Here is a 16559-nt window from a genome sequence, read left to right as displayed (position 1 = left end):
TGTTTGTTGTAGAACCGCGCGGGTGGCGAAATTGGTAGACGCACCAGGTTTAGGTCCTGACGCCAGCAATGGTGTGGGGGTTCGAGTCCCCCCCCGCGCACCACCCCTGTGAGACTTTGCGGAACACGGCGCTGCTGCGCTGCAGCCAGCACGATCCACATCCATAAGAGGAATAGCCATGGCCGTTACTGTTGAAACCCTTGAGAAGCTCGAGCGCAAGATCACGCTGAGCGTGCCCGTCACCCTGATCCAATCCGAAGTCGACACGCGCCTCAAGCGCCTGGCCCGCACGGTCAAGATGGACGGGTTCCGTCCCGGCAAGGTGCCGATGAACGTCGTCGCCCAGCGCTACGGCTACTCGGTGCAGTACGAAGTGCTCAACGACAAGGTCGGCGAAGCCTTTGCCGTGGCCGCCAACGAAGCCAACCTGCGCGTGGCCGGCCAGCCCCGCATCACCGAAAAGGAAGGCGCTCCCGAAGGCCAGGTCACTTTCGATGCCATCTTCGAAGTGTTCCCGGAAGTCAAGATCGCCGACCTGTCGGATGCCGAAGTCGAGAAGCTGTCGGCCGAAGTGACCGATGCCGCCATCGACAAGACCGTTGACATCCTGCGCAAGCAGCGCCGCAGCTTCGCCCAGCGCGCCATGGACGCCGCTGCCCAGGACGGAGATCGCGTGACCGTGGACTTCGAAGGCAAGATCGACGGCGAGCCGTTTGACGGCGGCAAGGCCGAAGACTTCCAGTTCCTGGTTGGCGAAGGCCAGATGCTCAAGGAATTCGAAGACGCAGTGCGCGGCATGAAGTCTGGCGAAAGCAAGACCTTCCCGCTGGCGTTCCCCGCGGAGTACCACGGCAAGGATGTCGCCGGCAAGACGGCTGACTTCCTCGTCACGGTCAAGAAGATCGAAGCCGCCCATCTGCCCGAAGTGAACGACGCCCTGGCCAAATCGCTGGGCATCGCCGACGGTTCCGTGGACGGCCTGCGCGCCGACATCAAGAAGAACCTGGAGCGCGAAGTCAAGTTCCGCCTGCTGGCCCGCAACAAGCAGGCCGTCATGGATGCGCTGGTGGCCAAGGCCGAACTCGATCTGCCCAACGCCAGCGTGCAGGCTGAAATCGCCCGCCTGCTGGAAGGTGCCCGTGCCGAGCTCAAGCAGCGTGGCATCAAGGACGCCGACAAGGCCGAGATCCCTGAAGACGTGTTCCGCCCCCAAGCCGAGCGCCGCGTGCGCCTGGGCCTGGTGGTGGCCGAGCTGGTGCGCGCCAACAACCTGCAGGCCAAGCCCGAGCAGCTCAAGGCCCACATCGACGAGCTGGCCGCCAGCTACGAGAAGCCCGAAGACGTCGTGCGCTGGTACTTCGGTGACCGCCAGCGTCTTGCGGAAGTCGAAGCTGTCGTGATCGAAAACAACGTGACCGATTTCGTACTGGGTCAGGCCAAGGTCGTGGAAAAGGCCGTATCCTTCGACGAACTGATGGCTCAACAGGGCTGATAGGCCTTTGCCACGCCGGCGGCTTCCTTCGGGTTCGTGCGGCGGTTGGTGGACACACCAGGGGCTTGTGCTTTCGGGCACAAGCCCCAATTCATTTCTGGGTACAGTACCTGCTTGACTGGAGAAAACATGAGCGCATTGGAAACACAAGGCCTGGGCATGGTCCCGATGGTCATCGAGCAGTCGGGCCGTGGCGAACGGTCCTATGACATCTACTCGCGCCTGCTCAAGGAGCGCGTGATCTTCCTGGTGGGTCCGGTCAACGACCAGACCGCCAACCTCGTGGTGGCGCAACTGCTGTTCCTCGAGAGCGAGAACCCCGACAAGGACATTTCCTTCTACATCAACTCCCCCGGTGGCTCGGTGAGCGCCGGCATGGCGATCTTCGACACGATGAACTTCATCAAGCCCGACGTGTCCACGCTGTGCACCGGCATGGCAGCCAGCATGGGCGCCTTCCTGCTGGCTGCGGGCGCCAAGGGCAAGCGTTTTGCGCTGCCCAACTCCAAGGTCATGATCCACCAGCCCCTGGGCGGCATGCAGGGCCAGGCGACCGAGATCGAGATCCATGCGCGCGAGATCCTGAAGACCCGCGAGCAGCTCAACAAGATCCTGGCCGAGCGCACGGGCCAGCCCCTTGAGAAGATCCAGCGCGATACCGAGCGCGACTATTTCCTGTCGGCCGAAGAGTCCAAGGAATACGGCCTGGTGGACCAGGTGATCAACAAGCGTTCCTGATCACGCCAGGTGGCCGCGGCGGCGTTTTCCCCCGGGGAAGACGCCGTTTTTTATTTGGTTATCATCCCGACAACTTTCCGTACGTAACAAGGCATTGCCCCCATGGCCGAGAAAAAAGGCTCTTCCAGCGAAAAAACCCTTTACTGCTCTTTCTGCGGCAAAAGCCAGCATGAAGTGAAGAAGCTGATCGCCGGTCCGTCCGTCTTTATCTGCGACGAGTGCATTGACCTGTGCAACGAAATCATTCGCGATGAGCTTCCGGCCGGTGACGTGGCGCGTGAAGGTCGCAGCGACCTGCCCACGCCGGTGGAGATCAAGAACAACCTGGACAATTACGTGATCGGACAGGACGTGGCCAAGCGCACCTTGGCCGTGGCCGTGTACAACCACTACAAGCGTCTGCGCCACAAGGACAAGGCCCACAAGGATGACGTGGAGTTGTCCAAGAGCAACATCCTGCTGATCGGGCCCACCGGCTCGGGCAAGACGTTGCTGGCCCAGACGCTGGCGCGCATGCTGGACGTGCCCTTCGTGATGGCCGATGCCACCACGCTGACGGAAGCTGGCTATGTGGGTGAGGATGTGGAGAACATCGTTCAGAAGCTGCTGCAAAGCTGCAACTACGAGGTTGAACGCGCCCAACGCGGCATCGTCTATATCGATGAAATCGACAAGATCTCGCGCAAGTCCGACAACCCCAGCATCACCCGCGACGTGTCGGGCGAAGGCGTGCAGCAGGCCTTGCTCAAGCTGATCGAAGGCACCATGGCCAGCGTGCCGCCCCAGGGCGGCCGCAAGCACCCGAACCAGGACTTCCTGCAGATCGACACCACCAACATCCTGTTCATTTGCGGTGGCGCTTTTGCTGGGTTGGAGAAGGTCATCGAGAACCGTACCGAGGCGTCGGGCATCGGCTTTGGCGCGTCGGTCAAGAGCAAGAAGCAGCGTTCGCTGACCGAAGTGTTCACCGAGATCGAGCCTGAGGATTTGATCAAGTTCGGTCTCATCCCCGAGCTGGTGGGCCGCATGCCGGTGGTGACTGCCCTGGCCGAGCTGAGCGAGGACGCGCTGGTCGAGATCCTGACCGAGCCCAAGAACGCGCTGGTCAAGCAGTACAGCAAGCTGTTGTCCATGGAAGGTGTGGACCTTGAGATCCGTCCCGCGGCGCTCAAGGCCATCGCCCGCAAGGCGCTGGCCCGCAAGACCGGTGCGCGCGGATTGCGCTCCATCCTGGAGCAATCGCTGATCGGCACGATGTTCGACCTGCCCAACACGAGCAATGTCGAGAAGGTGGTGGTGGACGAGTCCACCATCGAGGAAAACAAGCCGCCACTGCTCGTGTACCGCGAAGCGGCCAAGAAGGCCTGAAGCCATGGCGCACGCCCCGAGCCGCCCCGAGCGACCTTCCTCGTGGAGGCGGCTGCCAGCGCGGCCAGGTGGCCGGGGTGCAGCGTCCGCTGGCCTTGCCCGTGCCAGGCTTGTGCTTTTCGGATAACGTGCCGCAATCGGGCGAATAAGATGCTGGTACGGTGCGTGCATTCCTTGCCCGGCACCGCTTCGGGGCGCTGCATATGCTGCCCTTCAACCCCTTTTGCAGCGCGGCTGTGGGAAGGGGTTGAAAATCTCCGCGTGTGGACCATATGCCACAGAGTTAACTGAGGATTTCCATGTCCGGACATACCCCCCTTCCCGCCACCCCCCTTGACCTGCCTCTGTTGCCACTGCGCGACGTGGTGGTGTTCCCCCACATGGTGATCCCGCTTTTCGTGGGCCGTCCCAAGAGCATCAAGGCGCTCGAGATGGCCATGGAGGCTGATCGCCGCATCATGCTCGTGGCCCAGAAGGCTGCCGCCAAGGACGAGCCGTCCGTATCGGACATGTTCGATGTGGGCTGCGTCTCCACCATCCTGCAGATGCTCAAGCTGCCCGACGGTACCGTGAAGGTGCTGGTCGAAGGCCAGCAGCGCGCCCTGGTGACGTCCATCGAAGATGGGGAGACCCACTTCACCGCGACGGTGACGCCCGTCGAGGCCACGCCAGAGGCGAACAAGCCCAGCGAGATCGAGGCATTGCGCCGCGCCGTGATGCAGCAGTTTGACCAGTACGTCAAGCTGAACAAGAAGATCCCACCGGAGATCCTTACTTCCATCTCCAGCATCGACGACCCGGGCCGCCTGGCCGATACGATCGCCGCCCACCTGCCGCTCAAGCTCGAGAACAAGCAGGTGGTGCTTGATTTGTCCGACGTGAAGGCGCGCCTGGAAAATCTGTTCGAGCAACTGGACCGCGAAGTCGACATCCTCAATGTCGACAAGAAGATCCGCGGCCGCGTGAAGCGTCAGATGGAGAAGAACCAGCGCGACTTCTATTTGAACGAGCAGGTCAAGGCCATCCAGAAGGAACTGGGCGAGGGCGATGAAGGCGCGGACATCGAAGAAATCGAGAAGAAGATCAAGCTCGCCAAGATGTCTGCCGAGGCGCGCAAGAAGGCCGATGGCGAGCTGAAAAAGCTCAAGCTCATGTCGCCCATGTCGGCCGAAGCCACGGTGGTGCGCAACTACATCGACGTGCTCACGGGGCTGCCCTGGAGCAAGAAGACCAAGATCAAGCACGACCTGCTCAATGCCGAAGGCGTGCTGAACGAAGACCACTACGGCCTGGACAAGGTCAAGGACCGCATCCTTGAATACCTTGCGGTGCAGCAGCGCGTGGACAAGGTGAAGGCGCCCATCCTGTGCCTGGTCGGCCCTCCAGGCGTGGGCAAGACCTCGCTCGGCCAGTCCATCGCCAAGGCCACCGGCCGCAAGTACGTGCGCATGGCCCTGGGCGGCATGCGCGACGAGGCGGAGATCCGCGGGCACCGCCGCACCTACATCGGCGCGCTGCCGGGCAAGGTGCTGCAAAGCCTGTCGAAAGTGGGCACGCGCAACCCGCTGTTCCTGCTGGACGAGATTGACAAGCTGGGCACCGACTTCCGTGGCGACCCGTCGAGCGCACTGCTGGAGGTGCTGGACCCCGAGCAGAACCATACCTTCGGCGACCACTACGTCGAGGTGGACTTCGACCTGTCCGACGTGATGTTCGTCGCCACGTCGAACTCGATGAACATCCCGCCGGCCCTGCTCGACCGCATGGAGGTGATCCGCCTGTCGGGTTACACCGAGGATGAGAAGACCAACATCGCCATGAAGTACCTGCTGCCCAAGCAGCTCAAGAACAACGGTGTGAAAGACGAGGAACTGCTGATCACCGAGCCCGCCGTGCGCGACATGGTGCGTTACTACACCCGCGAAGCCGGCGTGCGGTCTCTCGAGCGCGAGCTGTCGAAGATCTGCCGCAAGGTGGTCAAGGGCCTGCAGCTCAAGAAATTGGAACCACAGGTCGTGGTGACGGCCGACAACCTGCCGGACTTTCTGGGCGTGCGCAAGTACACCTACGGCCGTGCCGAGCTGCAGAACCAGGTGGGCCAGGTCGTGGGTCTGGCATGGACCGAGGTGGGCGGTGACCTGCTGACCATCGAGGCCGCCACCATGCCCGGCAAGGGCGTGATCACGCGCACCGGTTCGCTGGGCGATGTGATGAAGGAGTCCGTCGAGGCCGCGCGCACGGTGGTGCGCAGCCGTGCACGGATGCTGGGCATCAAGGATGACATGTTCGAGAAGCGCGACATTCACATCCACGTGCCCGATGGCGCGACGCCCAAGGATGGCCCGAGCGCTGGCGCCGCCATGACCACGGCGTTCGTGTCTGCGCTCACCGGTATCCCGGTGCGCGGCGATGTGGCGATGACCGGCGAGATCACGCTGCGCGGCGAAGTCACCGCGATCGGCGGCCTCAAGGAAAAGCTCCTGGCCGCGCTGCGCGGTGGCATCAAGACCGTACTGATCCCCGAAGAAAACGTGAAGGATCTGCAGGAAATTCCGGACAACGTGAAGAGCGGCCTCGAGATCGTTCCGGTGCGCTGGATCGACAAGGTTCTGGAGGTCGCCCTGGAGCGCAAGCCAGTGGCCCTGACGGACGAAGAGGTGGCCGAAGTGGCCGCCGCTGCGGCCGAAAAGGCCCGTGCGTCGGTACCCGCTGGCGATGGACTCAAACATTGATGCAATTTTTTTGGAGAGACCCAAAAAATGCGCTACAATTCACTCCATCGCAGCAAACGTTGTAGAATGTTAGGCTTCGGTAAATGCGGGAATAGCTCAGTTGGTAGAGCGCAACCTTGCCAAGGTTGAGGTCGAGAGTTCGAGACTCTTTTCCCGCTCCAATTTCCACAAAAAGGGAAGCAATTGCTTCCCTTTTTTGTCAGAGGAATGTGAATTCCTGGCGCGGTAGCAAAGCGGTTATGCCCCGGATTGCAAATCCGGTTAGTCCGGTTCGACTCCGGACCGCGCCTCCAGACATTCCGGGTTGTGCAGCATTCGCGTGCTGTCGGTCCGCCGCAGTCGTTCTTCGGTAAGAAGCTGGCTTTGCGGAAAGTGAGAAGTTGGAATTTTTTGGCCTGCAATCTCGCAGTGCTAGAAAATGGCGCTATAATTTGAGGCTTGCTGATTCGCGCTGATGGCAACATCAGGAATCGGAGCAAATGCGGGAATAGCTCAGTTGGTAGAGCGCAACCTTGCCAAGGTTGAGGTCGAGAGTTCGAGACTCTTTTCCCGCTCCATATTCCAAAGGGAAGCTTCGGCTTCCCTTTTTTATTGGGCGTTGCAGGGCGGGGCTTGTTGCCGTGGCCCCGCAACCCTACAAGACAGGGCATTGCGTGCATGCGCCGCCCGGGTTACGCTGCAACGCAGGTGTGCGTTGGGCCCCAGCCGGCGCCCCGATGGTGAAATTGGTAGACACTGCGGACTTAAAATCCGCCGCTTTCCTGAAAAGGGGCGTGCCGGTTCGACCCCGGCTCGGGGCACCACGAACATGAACCTGGAAATGGCCGTTCACTGCTTGCTTGCTAACTTCTCACAGGCCGCATGATGCTCACTTCGCCTGTTTCCATTGCCCCGGTCATGAACCGCGCAGCGCCTCGCGGTGTCGCCCGCACGTGTGCACTTCGGCCCGCATGTTTGCCGGGCCGCCTCGCCTGCATTCCGATAGCCGTCCCGGCTCGCGCATCCCACTGCCGTTTCTAGGCTGAATCCATGTCAAGTTACAACGCACCCTTTGAAATCCACGTCCACGGGCAGGTCCAGTTGCGTGCCGATACCAGCTTCGAGCAGCTGCAGGAGGCGCTCAAGCCCTTGTGGAAGTACGCTGGCGCCCGGTCGCTGGCCGACGGCGCCGCCAGCGCGTACGAAGAGGAGCCCGGCATCAAGTTCGATGCACAGGAACACTTGCTGCAGGTTTGCTGGACGGTGAGGGGCGACGAGGACTTCCGCCAGTCGCTGGACGAGATGTGCATGAGTCTCAACGAACTCGCCGAGCAGGGTGCCGCCATCGAAGTCACGTTCTACGACACCGATTTCGATGAGGAAGAGGAAGGCGAAGGCGCCGAGTCGCGCGACGACTTCGTTATGTTGTTCGTGGGGCCTACGCCCGCCGCCATCATGCAGGTGCAGCGAGATCTGCTGGTGCAGGATGTCGTGAACATGATGGAGCGCCACTTCGACGGCGCCGAGCTCGGCGGCGTGGTGGCAGAGATCGACAAGCTGTTCAGCCAGCGTTTCGATGCGCTGGTGAATTCCTTGGAGATCGGAAAGCCGCCGCGGGGGCCGGGTGGTTCGGGAAGCGGGCACGGGGGGGGTGGCGGTCGCCGCCCGCGCCATCTGCACTGAAATTGAAGCGAAGCACTCGCTGAGGCGCTGCGCGCCTCGCCTTTTCCTTGATGGGGGTGCATCCAGTGGCCCTGCAAATCCAGTTCCATGGGTGCACTGGTATTGGCAGTGCTCGTTGAATGCCCTGCGGGGTTGCGCAACACCGTGGAAAACTGATGACCACCGATCTTCCCTACCTGCGCGCCTACCCTGAATCCTTGCAGGACCAAGCCCGGGTGTTGCTCACGCAGGGGCGCCTGGGCGCGGTGCTGCTGCGCAAGTACCCGCATCCGCACTCGGTGCGCGGCGACAAGGGGCTTTACGACTACACGCAGGACCTCAAGGCGCGCTACCTGCGCAATGCCGGGACGATCAACAAGGTATTGTTCGACAACAAGATCCATGTGGTCCGCCACGCCCTGGGCCTGCACACTGCGGTGTCCCGCGTGCAAGGCAACAAGCTATCCGCCAAGCACGAGATCCGCATCGCCGCGATGTTCAAGCAGGCGCCGGACGAATTCCTGCGCATGATCGTGGTGCATGAACTGGCTCACCTGCGGGAGAAGGACCACGACAAGGCCTTCTACCAGCTGTGCACGCACATGGAGCCGAACTACCACCAGTACGAATTCGACCTGCGCCTGTACCTCACGCACGTGGAAAGTTCGGGTGAGCGGCTGTGGGGTCTCGAGCCCGGGTGAAACGCTGAGCCGCAGCGCTTGGTGGATGAATTTGCTCTTGTTTTGATAGCTATTGGTGCTTGCCTGTAAAGCGGTAGATGCCAAAAAGGCATCATATCCAGCGCCGTTGCTTCCGGCTCAGGGGACTGCGACGGTGGCGCAGCAATCGGCCGGCAGCCCCAGCCAGCGATGTGCGGCGGCCTGCAGCATGTCCACGGGGCCGGTGGTCAGCAGCAGGGTGTCGGGCGCGGCCGATGGAGTGTCGTCGGAGCCGGCATCACCCGTGCCGACCAGGGTGCAGGCGGATGCCCGCAGCAGGCCCGCGGCTTCCAGCAGCCGGCGGGTCTGCCGTGCGACAGCTTCGCCGGTCTCGATGAATTGCACGCCGGCACCGACCAGGGCTCGCAACTCGTGGGCCACGAAGATGTAGTGCGTGCAGCCCAGCACCAGCGTGTCGATCTGCCCGGGGGCCGTGCCGAAATCTCCCATGGCACGGATGTAGCGCTCGCAGAGCGCGCCGGTTTCTGTTGCGCACACGGTGACCGCGTTGCCGGCCGGAGGCTCGGGCAAATTAACGCTGCGCTCGATGGCGTGCGCCAGCCCGTCGCACGGTTGCACCACGAAATCGGCCTGGCTTTCCAGCGATGCCAGCAGCTTGGCGAACTTGCTGCTCGTCAGCGTGCCGCGGGTGCCGATCACGCCCACGCGGCCGGTCCGCGTAACCGCCAGCGCCGGCTTGACGGCCGGCTCCAGGCCCACCAGCGGCAGGTCGGGATGGCTGGCCCGTACTTCGTGGATGGCGGCCGCCGTGGCGGTGTTGCAGGCCACCACCAGAGCCTTGATGTGGTGCTGCTCGCGCAGGTACTGGGTGATGGCATGCGTGCGCGCACCCACATACGGATCGCCACGCTCGCCGTAGGGCGCATTGGCGCTGTCGGCCAGGTACACGAAGCGCTCGTAGGGCAGGGCGGCGCGCAGCGCGCGCAGCACGCTCAGCCCGCCCACGCCGCTGTCAAACACACCGATGGGAGAAGAGGGCAGCGGCATCAAGGAGCGCATGGGTTGGGCAAAGCGTGGATTGTAGGAAAACGGCGAAGTCCTGGTGGTTGCTGGTGGGCGGTTGTGCAGTCGGTGGGGCTGTTGAGAGGGGGGGGTGGTGGCCGGCCATTGAAATGGGTTAGAGGCCCCCTCTCCCCAGCCCTCTCCCGCAAGGGGAGAGGGAGCAAACCCGTCGCGGCGCACACGCACTACCTGATTCAACGCTGCCGAATCCGCTCAGCGCCGATTTCGATCGATCCAGGGCAGGCCAGGCCAGGCCAGGGGACGGGCGGGCGGGAGCTTTAGACACCCCGCCAAGCGTCCATGAAAAAGCCGCCCTGAGGCGGCTTGCAGGAAGGGCGGCAGGCCGGCGCAGGCGCCGTTCCAGCTGGTGCGACCTCCCCGGCAATGACTGGCCCATCAAGCCGCCGTTGCAACCCCGATGCCCTTGAACTCGCCCGTGGCGATGCGCTTTTGCCATTCGGCCGGGCCGGTGATGTGGGCGCTGGTGCCGCCGGAGTCCACGGCCACGGTCACGGGCATGTCCACCACGTCGAACTCGTAAATGGCCTCCATGCCCAGGTCTTCGAAGCCCACGACCTTGGCGGTCTTGATGGCCTTGCTGACCAGGTAGGCGGCGCCGCCCACGGCCATGAGGTAGGCGCTCTGGTGGTTCTTGATGGACTCGATGGCCACCGGGCCGCGCTCGGCCTTGCCGATCATGGCGATCAGCCCGGTCTTCTCCAGCATCATGTCGGTGAACTTGTCCATGCGCGTGGCGGTGGTGGGGCCGGCCGGGCCCACGGCCTCGTCCTTGACCGGGTCCACGGGGCCCACGTAGTAGATGACGCGGTTGGTGAAGTCCACGGGCAGCTTCTCGCCCTTGGCCAGCATGTCCTGGATGCGCTTGTGCGCGGCGTCGCGGCCGGTCAGCATCTTGCCGTTGAGCAGCAGCGTGTCGCCGGGTTTCCAGCTGGCCACTTCTTCCTTGGTGAGCGTGTCCAGGTTGACCTTCTTGCTCTTGTTGTAGTCGGGCGTCCAGTTCACGTCGGGCCACAGGTCCAGGCTGGGCGGCGTGAGGTACACGGGGCCCGAGCCGTCCAGCACGAAGTGCGCATGGCGCGTGGCGGCGCAGTTGGGGATCATCGCAATGGGCTTGCTGGCCGCGTGCGTGGGGTACATCTTGATCTTGACGTCCAGCACGGTCGTCAGGCCGCCCAGGCCCTGCGCACCAATGCCCAGGGCGTTGACCTTCTCGAACAGTTCCAGGCGCAGCGCCTCGACCTTGTCGAGCGCAGGCCCGCCATTCTTCGCGGCTTCGGCCTTGGCCTGCAGTTCGTACATGTCCAGGTCGTCCATCAGGCTTTCCTTGGCCATCAGCACCGCCTTCTCGGCCGTGCCCCCGATGCCGATGCCCAGCATGCCGGGTGGGCACCAGCCGGCACCCATGGTGGGCACGGTCTTGAGCACCCAGTCCACCACGTTGTCGCTGGGGTTGAGCATGTACATCTTGGACTTGTTTTCCGAGCCGCCGCCCTTGGCTGCCACGGTGACGTCCACGGTGTTGCCGGGCACGATCTCGGTGAAGATCACGGCGGGCGTGTTGTCCTTGGTGTTCTTGCGGTCGAACTGGGGGTCGGCCACCACGCTCGCGCGCAGGGTGTTGTCGGGGTGGTTGTAGCCACGGCGCACGCCTTCGTTGATGGCGTCGTCCAGGCTGCCCGTGAAGCCTTCCCAGCGCACGTCCATGCCCACCTTCAGGAACACGTTGACGATGCCGGTGTCCTGGCAGATGGGGCGCTGGCCCGTAGCGCTCTTCTTGCTGTTGGTCAGGATCTGGGCGATCGCGTCCTTGGCCGCGGGGCTCTGCTCGCGCTCGTAGGCGCGCGCCAGGTGGGCGATGTAGTCGGTGGGGTGGTAGTAGCTGATGTACTGCAGCGCAGCGGCTACGGATTCGATGAGATCGTCCTGGCGGATGGAGGTGGTCATGGCGGTTCGTGGGGGAGTCTTTTGTGGAGGACGCTGGCGCGTCCCTGTCCCACCCCCCGCATGCGCCGTCCGGCAACCAGCGCTGGGCCGCAGACCGCACTGCCGAAGGCAGGCGGACCGTATTTTGACAGACCGCCACGGACCCCGGCCCCCTGTAGTCCAAAGGCCGCCGCCTGTGATCGGCCTTTGGTGCCCTCCCACGACGCCCACGGGTTGCGCTTCCCGAAGGGCCGGGCGGGCGTCTATGCAGTGCCGTTCGCCTCGTCCTCGTCGGCCTCGACGGCGTCATCGGTGTCGTTCCCGCCGGGCAGGTCGTCAGCGCCCAAGGGGGAACGGATGGGGGCCTGGGTCTCGCGGCCGCCGCGTTCGGTGTCCACGTCCCGGACCTCGTCGTCGCCGACCATGCCGTCATCGGGATCGGCGTCGTCTTCGCCGGGCCCGCCGGTGGCCATCGATTCCACATGGTCGGGCAGGATGTCGCGGGCCGTGGGCTGGGTGTCAGGGTTGACGCTGCTGCGCTCACCGGTGCCGAAGCGGTCGGTATCGCTGTCGGAATCGGCGCTGTAGGCGCCTGCGCTGTCGCTCCCGGAATCGGACGCATCGCTGGGCCCCAGGCTGTCGATGCCGGTCGCGCTGTGGGCGGGCGGGAGGTTGTCGCTGTCGATGCCGAGAAGGCTGCTGGTGGCCATGGTGTGCTCCGGTGGATGGATGATGCGCTGCGGGCCCGGTCAGGCCGTGCGGCGGGGCGGGAGAACCGCCATCACGACATCGTCGGCATGCGGCGCGCTGTGCCATGTCAGGCGCCGCTGACATGGACGTCGTCCATCTTCGCCGCAGCCCCTGTCAGATCGGGGTATCGCGGGTCATAGATCCGGCAGCGACCCGATCACAGACGGTGTGAAGTCCGCGCTGCCAGCGGGTTTTTCACCCTGCGACCAGGCCAGCAGGGTGTCGGCCGGCATCGGCCGGGCGTAGAAGAAGCCTTGCAGCTCATCGCAGCCCATGCCCAGCAGGATGTCGCGCTGGCCGCTGGTCTCCACTCCCTCGGCCACCACGCGCAGGCCCAGCGCGTGGGCCAGGCTCACCACCGCGGCCACCACCGCGCGGGCATCGTCGCTGCTCTCCAGGTCGTTCACGAAGCTGCGGTCGATCTTGAGCTGCTGGGCTGGCAATTGGCGCAGGTAGTTCAGGCTCGAGTACCCGGTGCCGAAATCATCGATGGACAGGAACACCCCGATGCGCGCCAGTCCCTCGAAGGTGCGCTGCGTGGCCTTGATGTCCTCCATGGCCACCGACTCGGTGATCTCGCACAGCAGCTGCGAGGCATCGAGTCCGTGGCGCAGCAGGGCCTGCTCGATGCGCTCGGCCAGCCCGCTTTCGCGCAACTGGTGCACCGACAGGTTGATGGCCACGCGCATGCGCAGGCCGCTGCGCGCCCATTCGGCCGTCTGCCGGCACGCTTCGTTGATGACCCAGTTGCCCAGCCGGCCGATGAGCCCGAAGCGCTCGGCCAGCGCGATGAACACCAGCGGGCTCACCATGCCGTGCCTGGGATGGTTCCAGCGCAGCAGGGCCTCCACGCCGCTGATCTGGCCACGCGTGCCGTCGATCTTGGGCTGGTAGTGCAAGGCCAGCTCGCCGCGGTCGATGGCTTGGCGCAGGTCGTTCTGCAGCTCCAGCTGTTCAGAGGCATCCGATCCCATGTGGGGTTCGAACAGCGCGTAGCAGCCACCACCGGCCCGTTTGGCTGCATACATGGCCGCGTCGGCGTTGGCAACCAGCTTGCCCCGTTCGCCATGGTCGGGGTGCACCACGATGCCGATGGAGCACGCGATCTGTACCTTCTTGCCCGACACATCGAAGGGCTGCGAAAGCGCGGCGAGCACTCTGTTGGCCATGGTGACGCAGGCAGCCACGTCGGTCACGTCTTCCAGCAGGATGAGGAACTCATCGCCGCCCACGCGCGCCACGGTGTCGGACTCGCGTGCCTGTCGCTGCAGCCGCTCGGCCGCGCTGCGCAGGATCACGTCGCCGGCCGCGTGGCCGAAGGAATCGTTGATGGGTTTGAAGCCGTCCAGATCCACGAACAGCACGGCCAGGCGGTCTTCCACCCGATGGTGGTTGGTGCGGTCCAGCCGCAGCAGCGCGTGGATCAGCCGGTCCTCGAACAGCAGCCGGTTGGGCAGGCCGGTCAGCGCGTCAGCAAATGCGCGTTTTTGCAGCTCGTCGTTGGCTGCCTGCAGGCGGGTGTTGCTGTCTTGCAGCGACAGAGTCAGGCGCTCGGCGGTGGCCTGCAGGCGGGCGTCCAGGATGGATGTGAACAGCGTGCTCACGAGCAGCATGCCCGTAGCGATGATCACCATCGCCGTGAGACCCGTGCCGCCCAGCTCGCCCGCGCTCAGGCAGACCGACCCCATCGCAAAGCTGGCTGCGGCCATGCCGGTGTAGTGCATGCCGCAAATGGCCACGGCCATCACGAACGACGCCGCCAGCTGGTAGGGCAGCCGCTGGGCGGGCTGCACCTGGCGCAGCAGCTTGAAGATCAGCAGCGCCGTGGCCGATGCCAGCACCGCGATCAGCACCGACGCAGCGACCAGCAGCGGGTTCCACACGATGCCCGGCGCCATCTCCATGGCCGCCATCCCGATGTAGTGCATGGCGCTGATGCCTGCGCCCATCACCAGCGCGCCCAGGGCCAAAGGCGCGCGCCCGAAGGTTTCACGGCTCGCCAGCTGCAGGGCCATGGCGGACGCGCCCACCGCCGCAAGCCACGATGCGAGCGTGAGCCCGCCCGAGAAACCGATCGCGATGGGTAGCCTGAAAGCCTGCATGCCCAGGAAATGCATGGACCAGATGCCCGTGCCCATCACGATGGAGCCCGCGGCCCACCAGGCAAGTCCTACGCGTCGGTGCGCGGTGCGCACCCGGCGAGCCAGGTCCAGCGTCACGTACGACGCGAGCATGGCGATGGCGAAGGAAGCGGCCACGACGAACAGGTTGTAGCTGGAGGGCATGAACGTGTTCATGGTGCGAGGAGTGCTGGGGTAGGTAGGGCAGGGTGCATCGGGCGCGCAGCGCCGTCAAGAAGAGGCCCGGGAGCGCGGTGGCGTTGCGGGCGAAAACGGCTTGCTGGCATGCAGAACGCGCCGCGAGTGTATCGATCGGTACCAAAGTGCGCCGGCGTGGGGCTTTAGCGGCAGCTCCGGGTGTCCGAAGGCCCCTCGCCTGCAAGGGTGGCGCCTCTGTGCGCCGCGCGCTTGGACGGGCTGCCGCACACTGGCTGCACAGCCCTTGCAGGGCGCGCTCATGGTGGGATGCAGTCTTGTAAATGAGAATGGTTTGTTTTTGCATTATGCTGCCGGGCGCGCCGGCTTTTGCCTGCTGAACCGTTGATTGCCGCTGCACGCCGGCCCCGCCCCGCCGCCCTGACCGTGCGGGAGCCTGCCGCCCGTGCGCCCCTGTCCGCCTCATGCCTTACCTGGAGATCCGCTGCCCATGACCACCCGTACCGAACGCGACACATTTGGCCCCATCGACGTCCCGGCCGACAGACTGTGGGGCGCGCAGACGCAGCGATCGCTGCAGAACTTCGACATCTCCGGCGAACAGCAGCCGCGCGAGATCATCAAGGCGCTGGCCCAGGTCAAGCGCGCGTCCGCCGTCGTGAACCAGGCCCTGGGCCTGCAGGACGCGAAGAAGACCGATGCCATCGTGGCCGCCGCCGACGAGGTCATCGCCGGCAAGCACCCGGGCGAGTTCCCGCTGGTGGTGTGGCAGACCGGCTCGGGCACCCAGACCAACATGAACGTCAACGAGGTGCTGGCCAACCGCGCGAGCGAACTGCTGGGCGGTGAGCGCGGCGAGGGCCGTCTGGTGCACCCCAACGACGATGTGAACCGCAGCCAGTCGAGCAACGACGTGTTCCCCACCGCGATGCACGTGGCCGCGGTGGAGGCGCTGACACACAGGCTCTTGCCCGCCATCGCCAGGCTGCGCGCCACGCTGGCCAAGAAGGCGCAGGACTTTGACGGCATCGTCAAGATCGGCCGCACCCATCTGCAGGATGCCACCCCGCTCACGCTGGGCCAGGAGTTTTCGGGCTACGTGGCGCAGCTGGACCACGGCGAGCGCCACGTGCGCGCCGCGCTGCCCCACCTGTACGAGCTGGCCCTGGGCGGCACGGCCGTGGGCACGGGCCTGAACGCGCCCAAGGGCTATGCCGAGCAGTCCGCCGCCGAGCTGGCGCGCCTCACGGGCCTTCCCTTCGTGACCGCACCCAACAAGTTCGAGGCCCTGGCCTCGGTGGACGGCCTGGTGCATGCGCACGGAGCGCTCAAGACCCTGGCCGCCAGCATGATGAAGATCGCCAACGACGTGCGCTGGCTGGCCAGCGGCCCGCGCAGCGGCATCGGCGAGTTGAGCATCCCCGAGAACGAGCCCGGCTCGTCCATCATGCCCGGCAAGGTCAACCCCACCCAGAGCGAGGCGGTGACCATGCTGGCCGCGCAGGTGTTCGGCAACGACGTGGCCATCAATTTCGGCGGGGCGTCGGGCAACTTCGAGCTCAACGTGTTCCGCCCCATGGTGGCGCACAACTTCCTGCAGAGCGTGCGCCTGCTGGCCGACGGCATGGTGAGCTTCAACGACCAGTGCGCCGTGGGCATCGAGCCCAACCGCGAACGCATCACCGAGCTGGTGGACCGCTCGCTCATGCTGGTGACCGCGCTCAACACGCACATCGGCTACGACAAGGCCGCCTACATCGCCAAGAAGGCGCACAAGGAAGGCACCAGCCTGCGCGAAGCGGCCGTGGCCTCGGGCCACGTGACGGGCGAGCAGTTTGACCAGTGGGTGGTGCCGGGCAACATGGTCGGCCTTTGA

General features: G+C 64.6%; 11 protein-coding genes and 5 tRNA genes. 12 read left to right on the top strand and 4 right to left on the bottom strand.

Features of this window, described 5'->3' with window-relative positions:
• Positions 1 to 16 precede the first annotated feature (16 nt).
• The 11 genes from KW835_RS19005 (at position 17) to KW835_RS18955 (ending at position 8672) form a co-directional block, all read left to right on the top strand.
• Positions 17 to 103: transfer RNA gene (locus tag KW835_RS19005), tRNA-Leu, on the top strand.
• Positions 104 to 178: 75 nt separating this feature from the next.
• Positions 179 to 1492 (top strand): trigger factor, encoded by a 1314-nt coding sequence (gene tig / locus KW835_RS19000; protein ID WP_218385291.1) that lies wholly within the window; start codon positions 179 to 181, stop codon positions 1490 to 1492.
• A 129-nt stretch (positions 1493 to 1621) separates the two neighbouring features.
• The gene (gene clpP, locus KW835_RS18995; RefSeq protein WP_304505171.1) at positions 1622 to 2230 is read left to right on the top strand and encodes an ATP-dependent Clp endopeptidase proteolytic subunit ClpP; all 609 of its coding nucleotides are present in this window, start codon (positions 1622 to 1624) and stop codon (positions 2228 to 2230) included.
• A 102-nt stretch (positions 2231 to 2332) separates the two neighbouring features.
• Positions 2333 to 3598: an ATP-dependent Clp protease ATP-binding subunit ClpX gene (gene clpX, locus KW835_RS18990; protein WP_218385278.1), complete on the top strand. Its 1266-nt coding sequence runs from the start codon at positions 2333 to 2335 to the stop codon at positions 3596 to 3598.
• A 299-nt stretch (positions 3599 to 3897) separates the two neighbouring features.
• Positions 3898 to 6330, top strand: coding sequence for an endopeptidase La (lon, locus tag KW835_RS18985; RefSeq protein ID WP_218385270.1), 2433 nt, complete (start codon positions 3898 to 3900; stop codon positions 6328 to 6330).
• 85 nt (positions 6331 to 6415) lie between these two features.
• Positions 6416 to 6491, top strand: a tRNA-Gly gene (locus KW835_RS18980).
• Positions 6492 to 6549: 58 nt separating this feature from the next.
• Positions 6550 to 6623, top strand: a tRNA-Cys gene (locus tag KW835_RS18975).
• A gap of 188 nt (positions 6624 to 6811) precedes the next feature.
• A tRNA-Gly gene (locus tag KW835_RS18970) sits at positions 6812 to 6887 on the top strand.
• A 153-nt stretch (positions 6888 to 7040) separates the two neighbouring features.
• Positions 7041 to 7133: transfer RNA gene (locus KW835_RS18965), tRNA-Leu, on the top strand.
• A gap of 226 nt (positions 7134 to 7359) precedes the next feature.
• Positions 7360 to 7992: a DUF6806 family protein gene (locus KW835_RS18960; RefSeq protein WP_218385268.1), complete on the top strand. Its 633-nt coding sequence runs from the start codon at positions 7360 to 7362 to the stop codon at positions 7990 to 7992.
• Between the two features lie 155 nt (positions 7993 to 8147).
• Positions 8148 to 8672 (top strand): M48 family metallopeptidase, encoded by a 525-nt coding sequence (locus KW835_RS18955; RefSeq protein ID WP_218385267.1) that lies wholly within the window; start codon positions 8148 to 8150, stop codon positions 8670 to 8672.
• Between the two features lie 117 nt (positions 8673 to 8789).
• Here KW835_RS18955 and murI read toward each other — a convergent pair whose 3' ends face one another.
• From murI to KW835_RS18935, 4 genes are all read right to left on the bottom strand, one after another.
• The gene (gene murI / locus KW835_RS18950) at positions 8790 to 9710 is read right to left on the bottom strand and encodes a glutamate racemase (protein WP_370633651.1); all 921 of its coding nucleotides are present in this window, start codon (positions 9708 to 9710) and stop codon (positions 8790 to 8792) included.
• Between the two features lie 399 nt (positions 9711 to 10109).
• Positions 10110 to 11678, bottom strand: a complete 1569-nt coding sequence (locus KW835_RS18945) for a fumarate hydratase (RefSeq protein WP_218385265.1) — start codon at positions 11676 to 11678, stop codon at positions 10110 to 10112.
• 242 nt (positions 11679 to 11920) lie between these two features.
• A complete protein-coding gene (locus KW835_RS18940) occupies positions 11921 to 12367 on the bottom strand; it encodes a hypothetical protein (protein WP_218385263.1) in 447 nt (148 codons plus the stop codon).
• A 174-nt stretch (positions 12368 to 12541) separates the two neighbouring features.
• A complete protein-coding gene (locus KW835_RS18935; RefSeq protein WP_218385262.1) occupies positions 12542 to 14704 on the bottom strand; it encodes a bifunctional diguanylate cyclase/phosphodiesterase in 2163 nt (720 codons plus the stop codon).
• A gap of 469 nt (positions 14705 to 15173) precedes the next feature.
• Between KW835_RS18935 and fumC the strand changes: the two genes are divergently transcribed.
• Positions 15174 to 16559: a class II fumarate hydratase gene (gene fumC, locus KW835_RS18930; RefSeq protein WP_218385260.1), complete on the top strand. Its 1386-nt coding sequence runs from the start codon at positions 15174 to 15176 to the stop codon at positions 16557 to 16559.

It is taken from the genome of Acidovorax sp. sic0104, assembly GCF_019219095.1.
Taxonomy (GTDB): Bacteria; Pseudomonadota; Gammaproteobacteria; order Burkholderiales; family Burkholderiaceae_C; genus Acidovorax.
The sequence above is the reverse complement of the archived record's forward strand: the minus strand, read 5'-3'. Positions and strand labels throughout refer to the sequence as shown.

Coding starts and splice junctions, on each gene's coding strand:
- lon (WP_218385270.1), top strand. CDS start 3,898: ATGTCCGGACATACCCCCCTTCCCGCCACCCCCCTTGACCTGCCTCTG.
- murI (WP_370633651.1), bottom strand. CDS start 9,710: ATGCGCTCCTTGATGCCGCTGCCCTCTTCTCCCATCGGTGTGTTTGAC.
- clpX (WP_218385278.1), top strand. CDS start 2,333: ATGGCCGAGAAAAAAGGCTCTTCCAGCGAAAAAACCCTTTACTGCTCT.
- fumC (WP_218385260.1), top strand. CDS start 15,174: ATGACCACCCGTACCGAACGCGACACATTTGGCCCCATCGACGTCCCG.
- KW835_RS18940 (WP_218385263.1), bottom strand. CDS start 12,367: ATGGCCACCAGCAGCCTTCTCGGCATCGACAGCGACAACCTCCCGCCC.
- tig (WP_218385291.1), top strand. CDS start 179: ATGGCCGTTACTGTTGAAACCCTTGAGAAGCTCGAGCGCAAGATCACG.
- KW835_RS18955 (WP_218385267.1), top strand. CDS start 8,148: ATGACCACCGATCTTCCCTACCTGCGCGCCTACCCTGAATCCTTGCAG.
- KW835_RS18960 (WP_218385268.1), top strand. CDS start 7,360: ATGTCAAGTTACAACGCACCCTTTGAAATCCACGTCCACGGGCAGGTC.
- clpP (WP_304505171.1), top strand. CDS start 1,622: ATGAGCGCATTGGAAACACAAGGCCTGGGCATGGTCCCGATGGTCATC.
- KW835_RS18945 (WP_218385265.1), bottom strand. CDS start 11,678: ATGACCACCTCCATCCGCCAGGACGATCTCATCGAATCCGTAGCCGCT.
- KW835_RS18935 (WP_218385262.1), bottom strand. CDS start 14,704: ATGAACACGTTCATGCCCTCCAGCTACAACCTGTTCGTCGTGGCCGCT.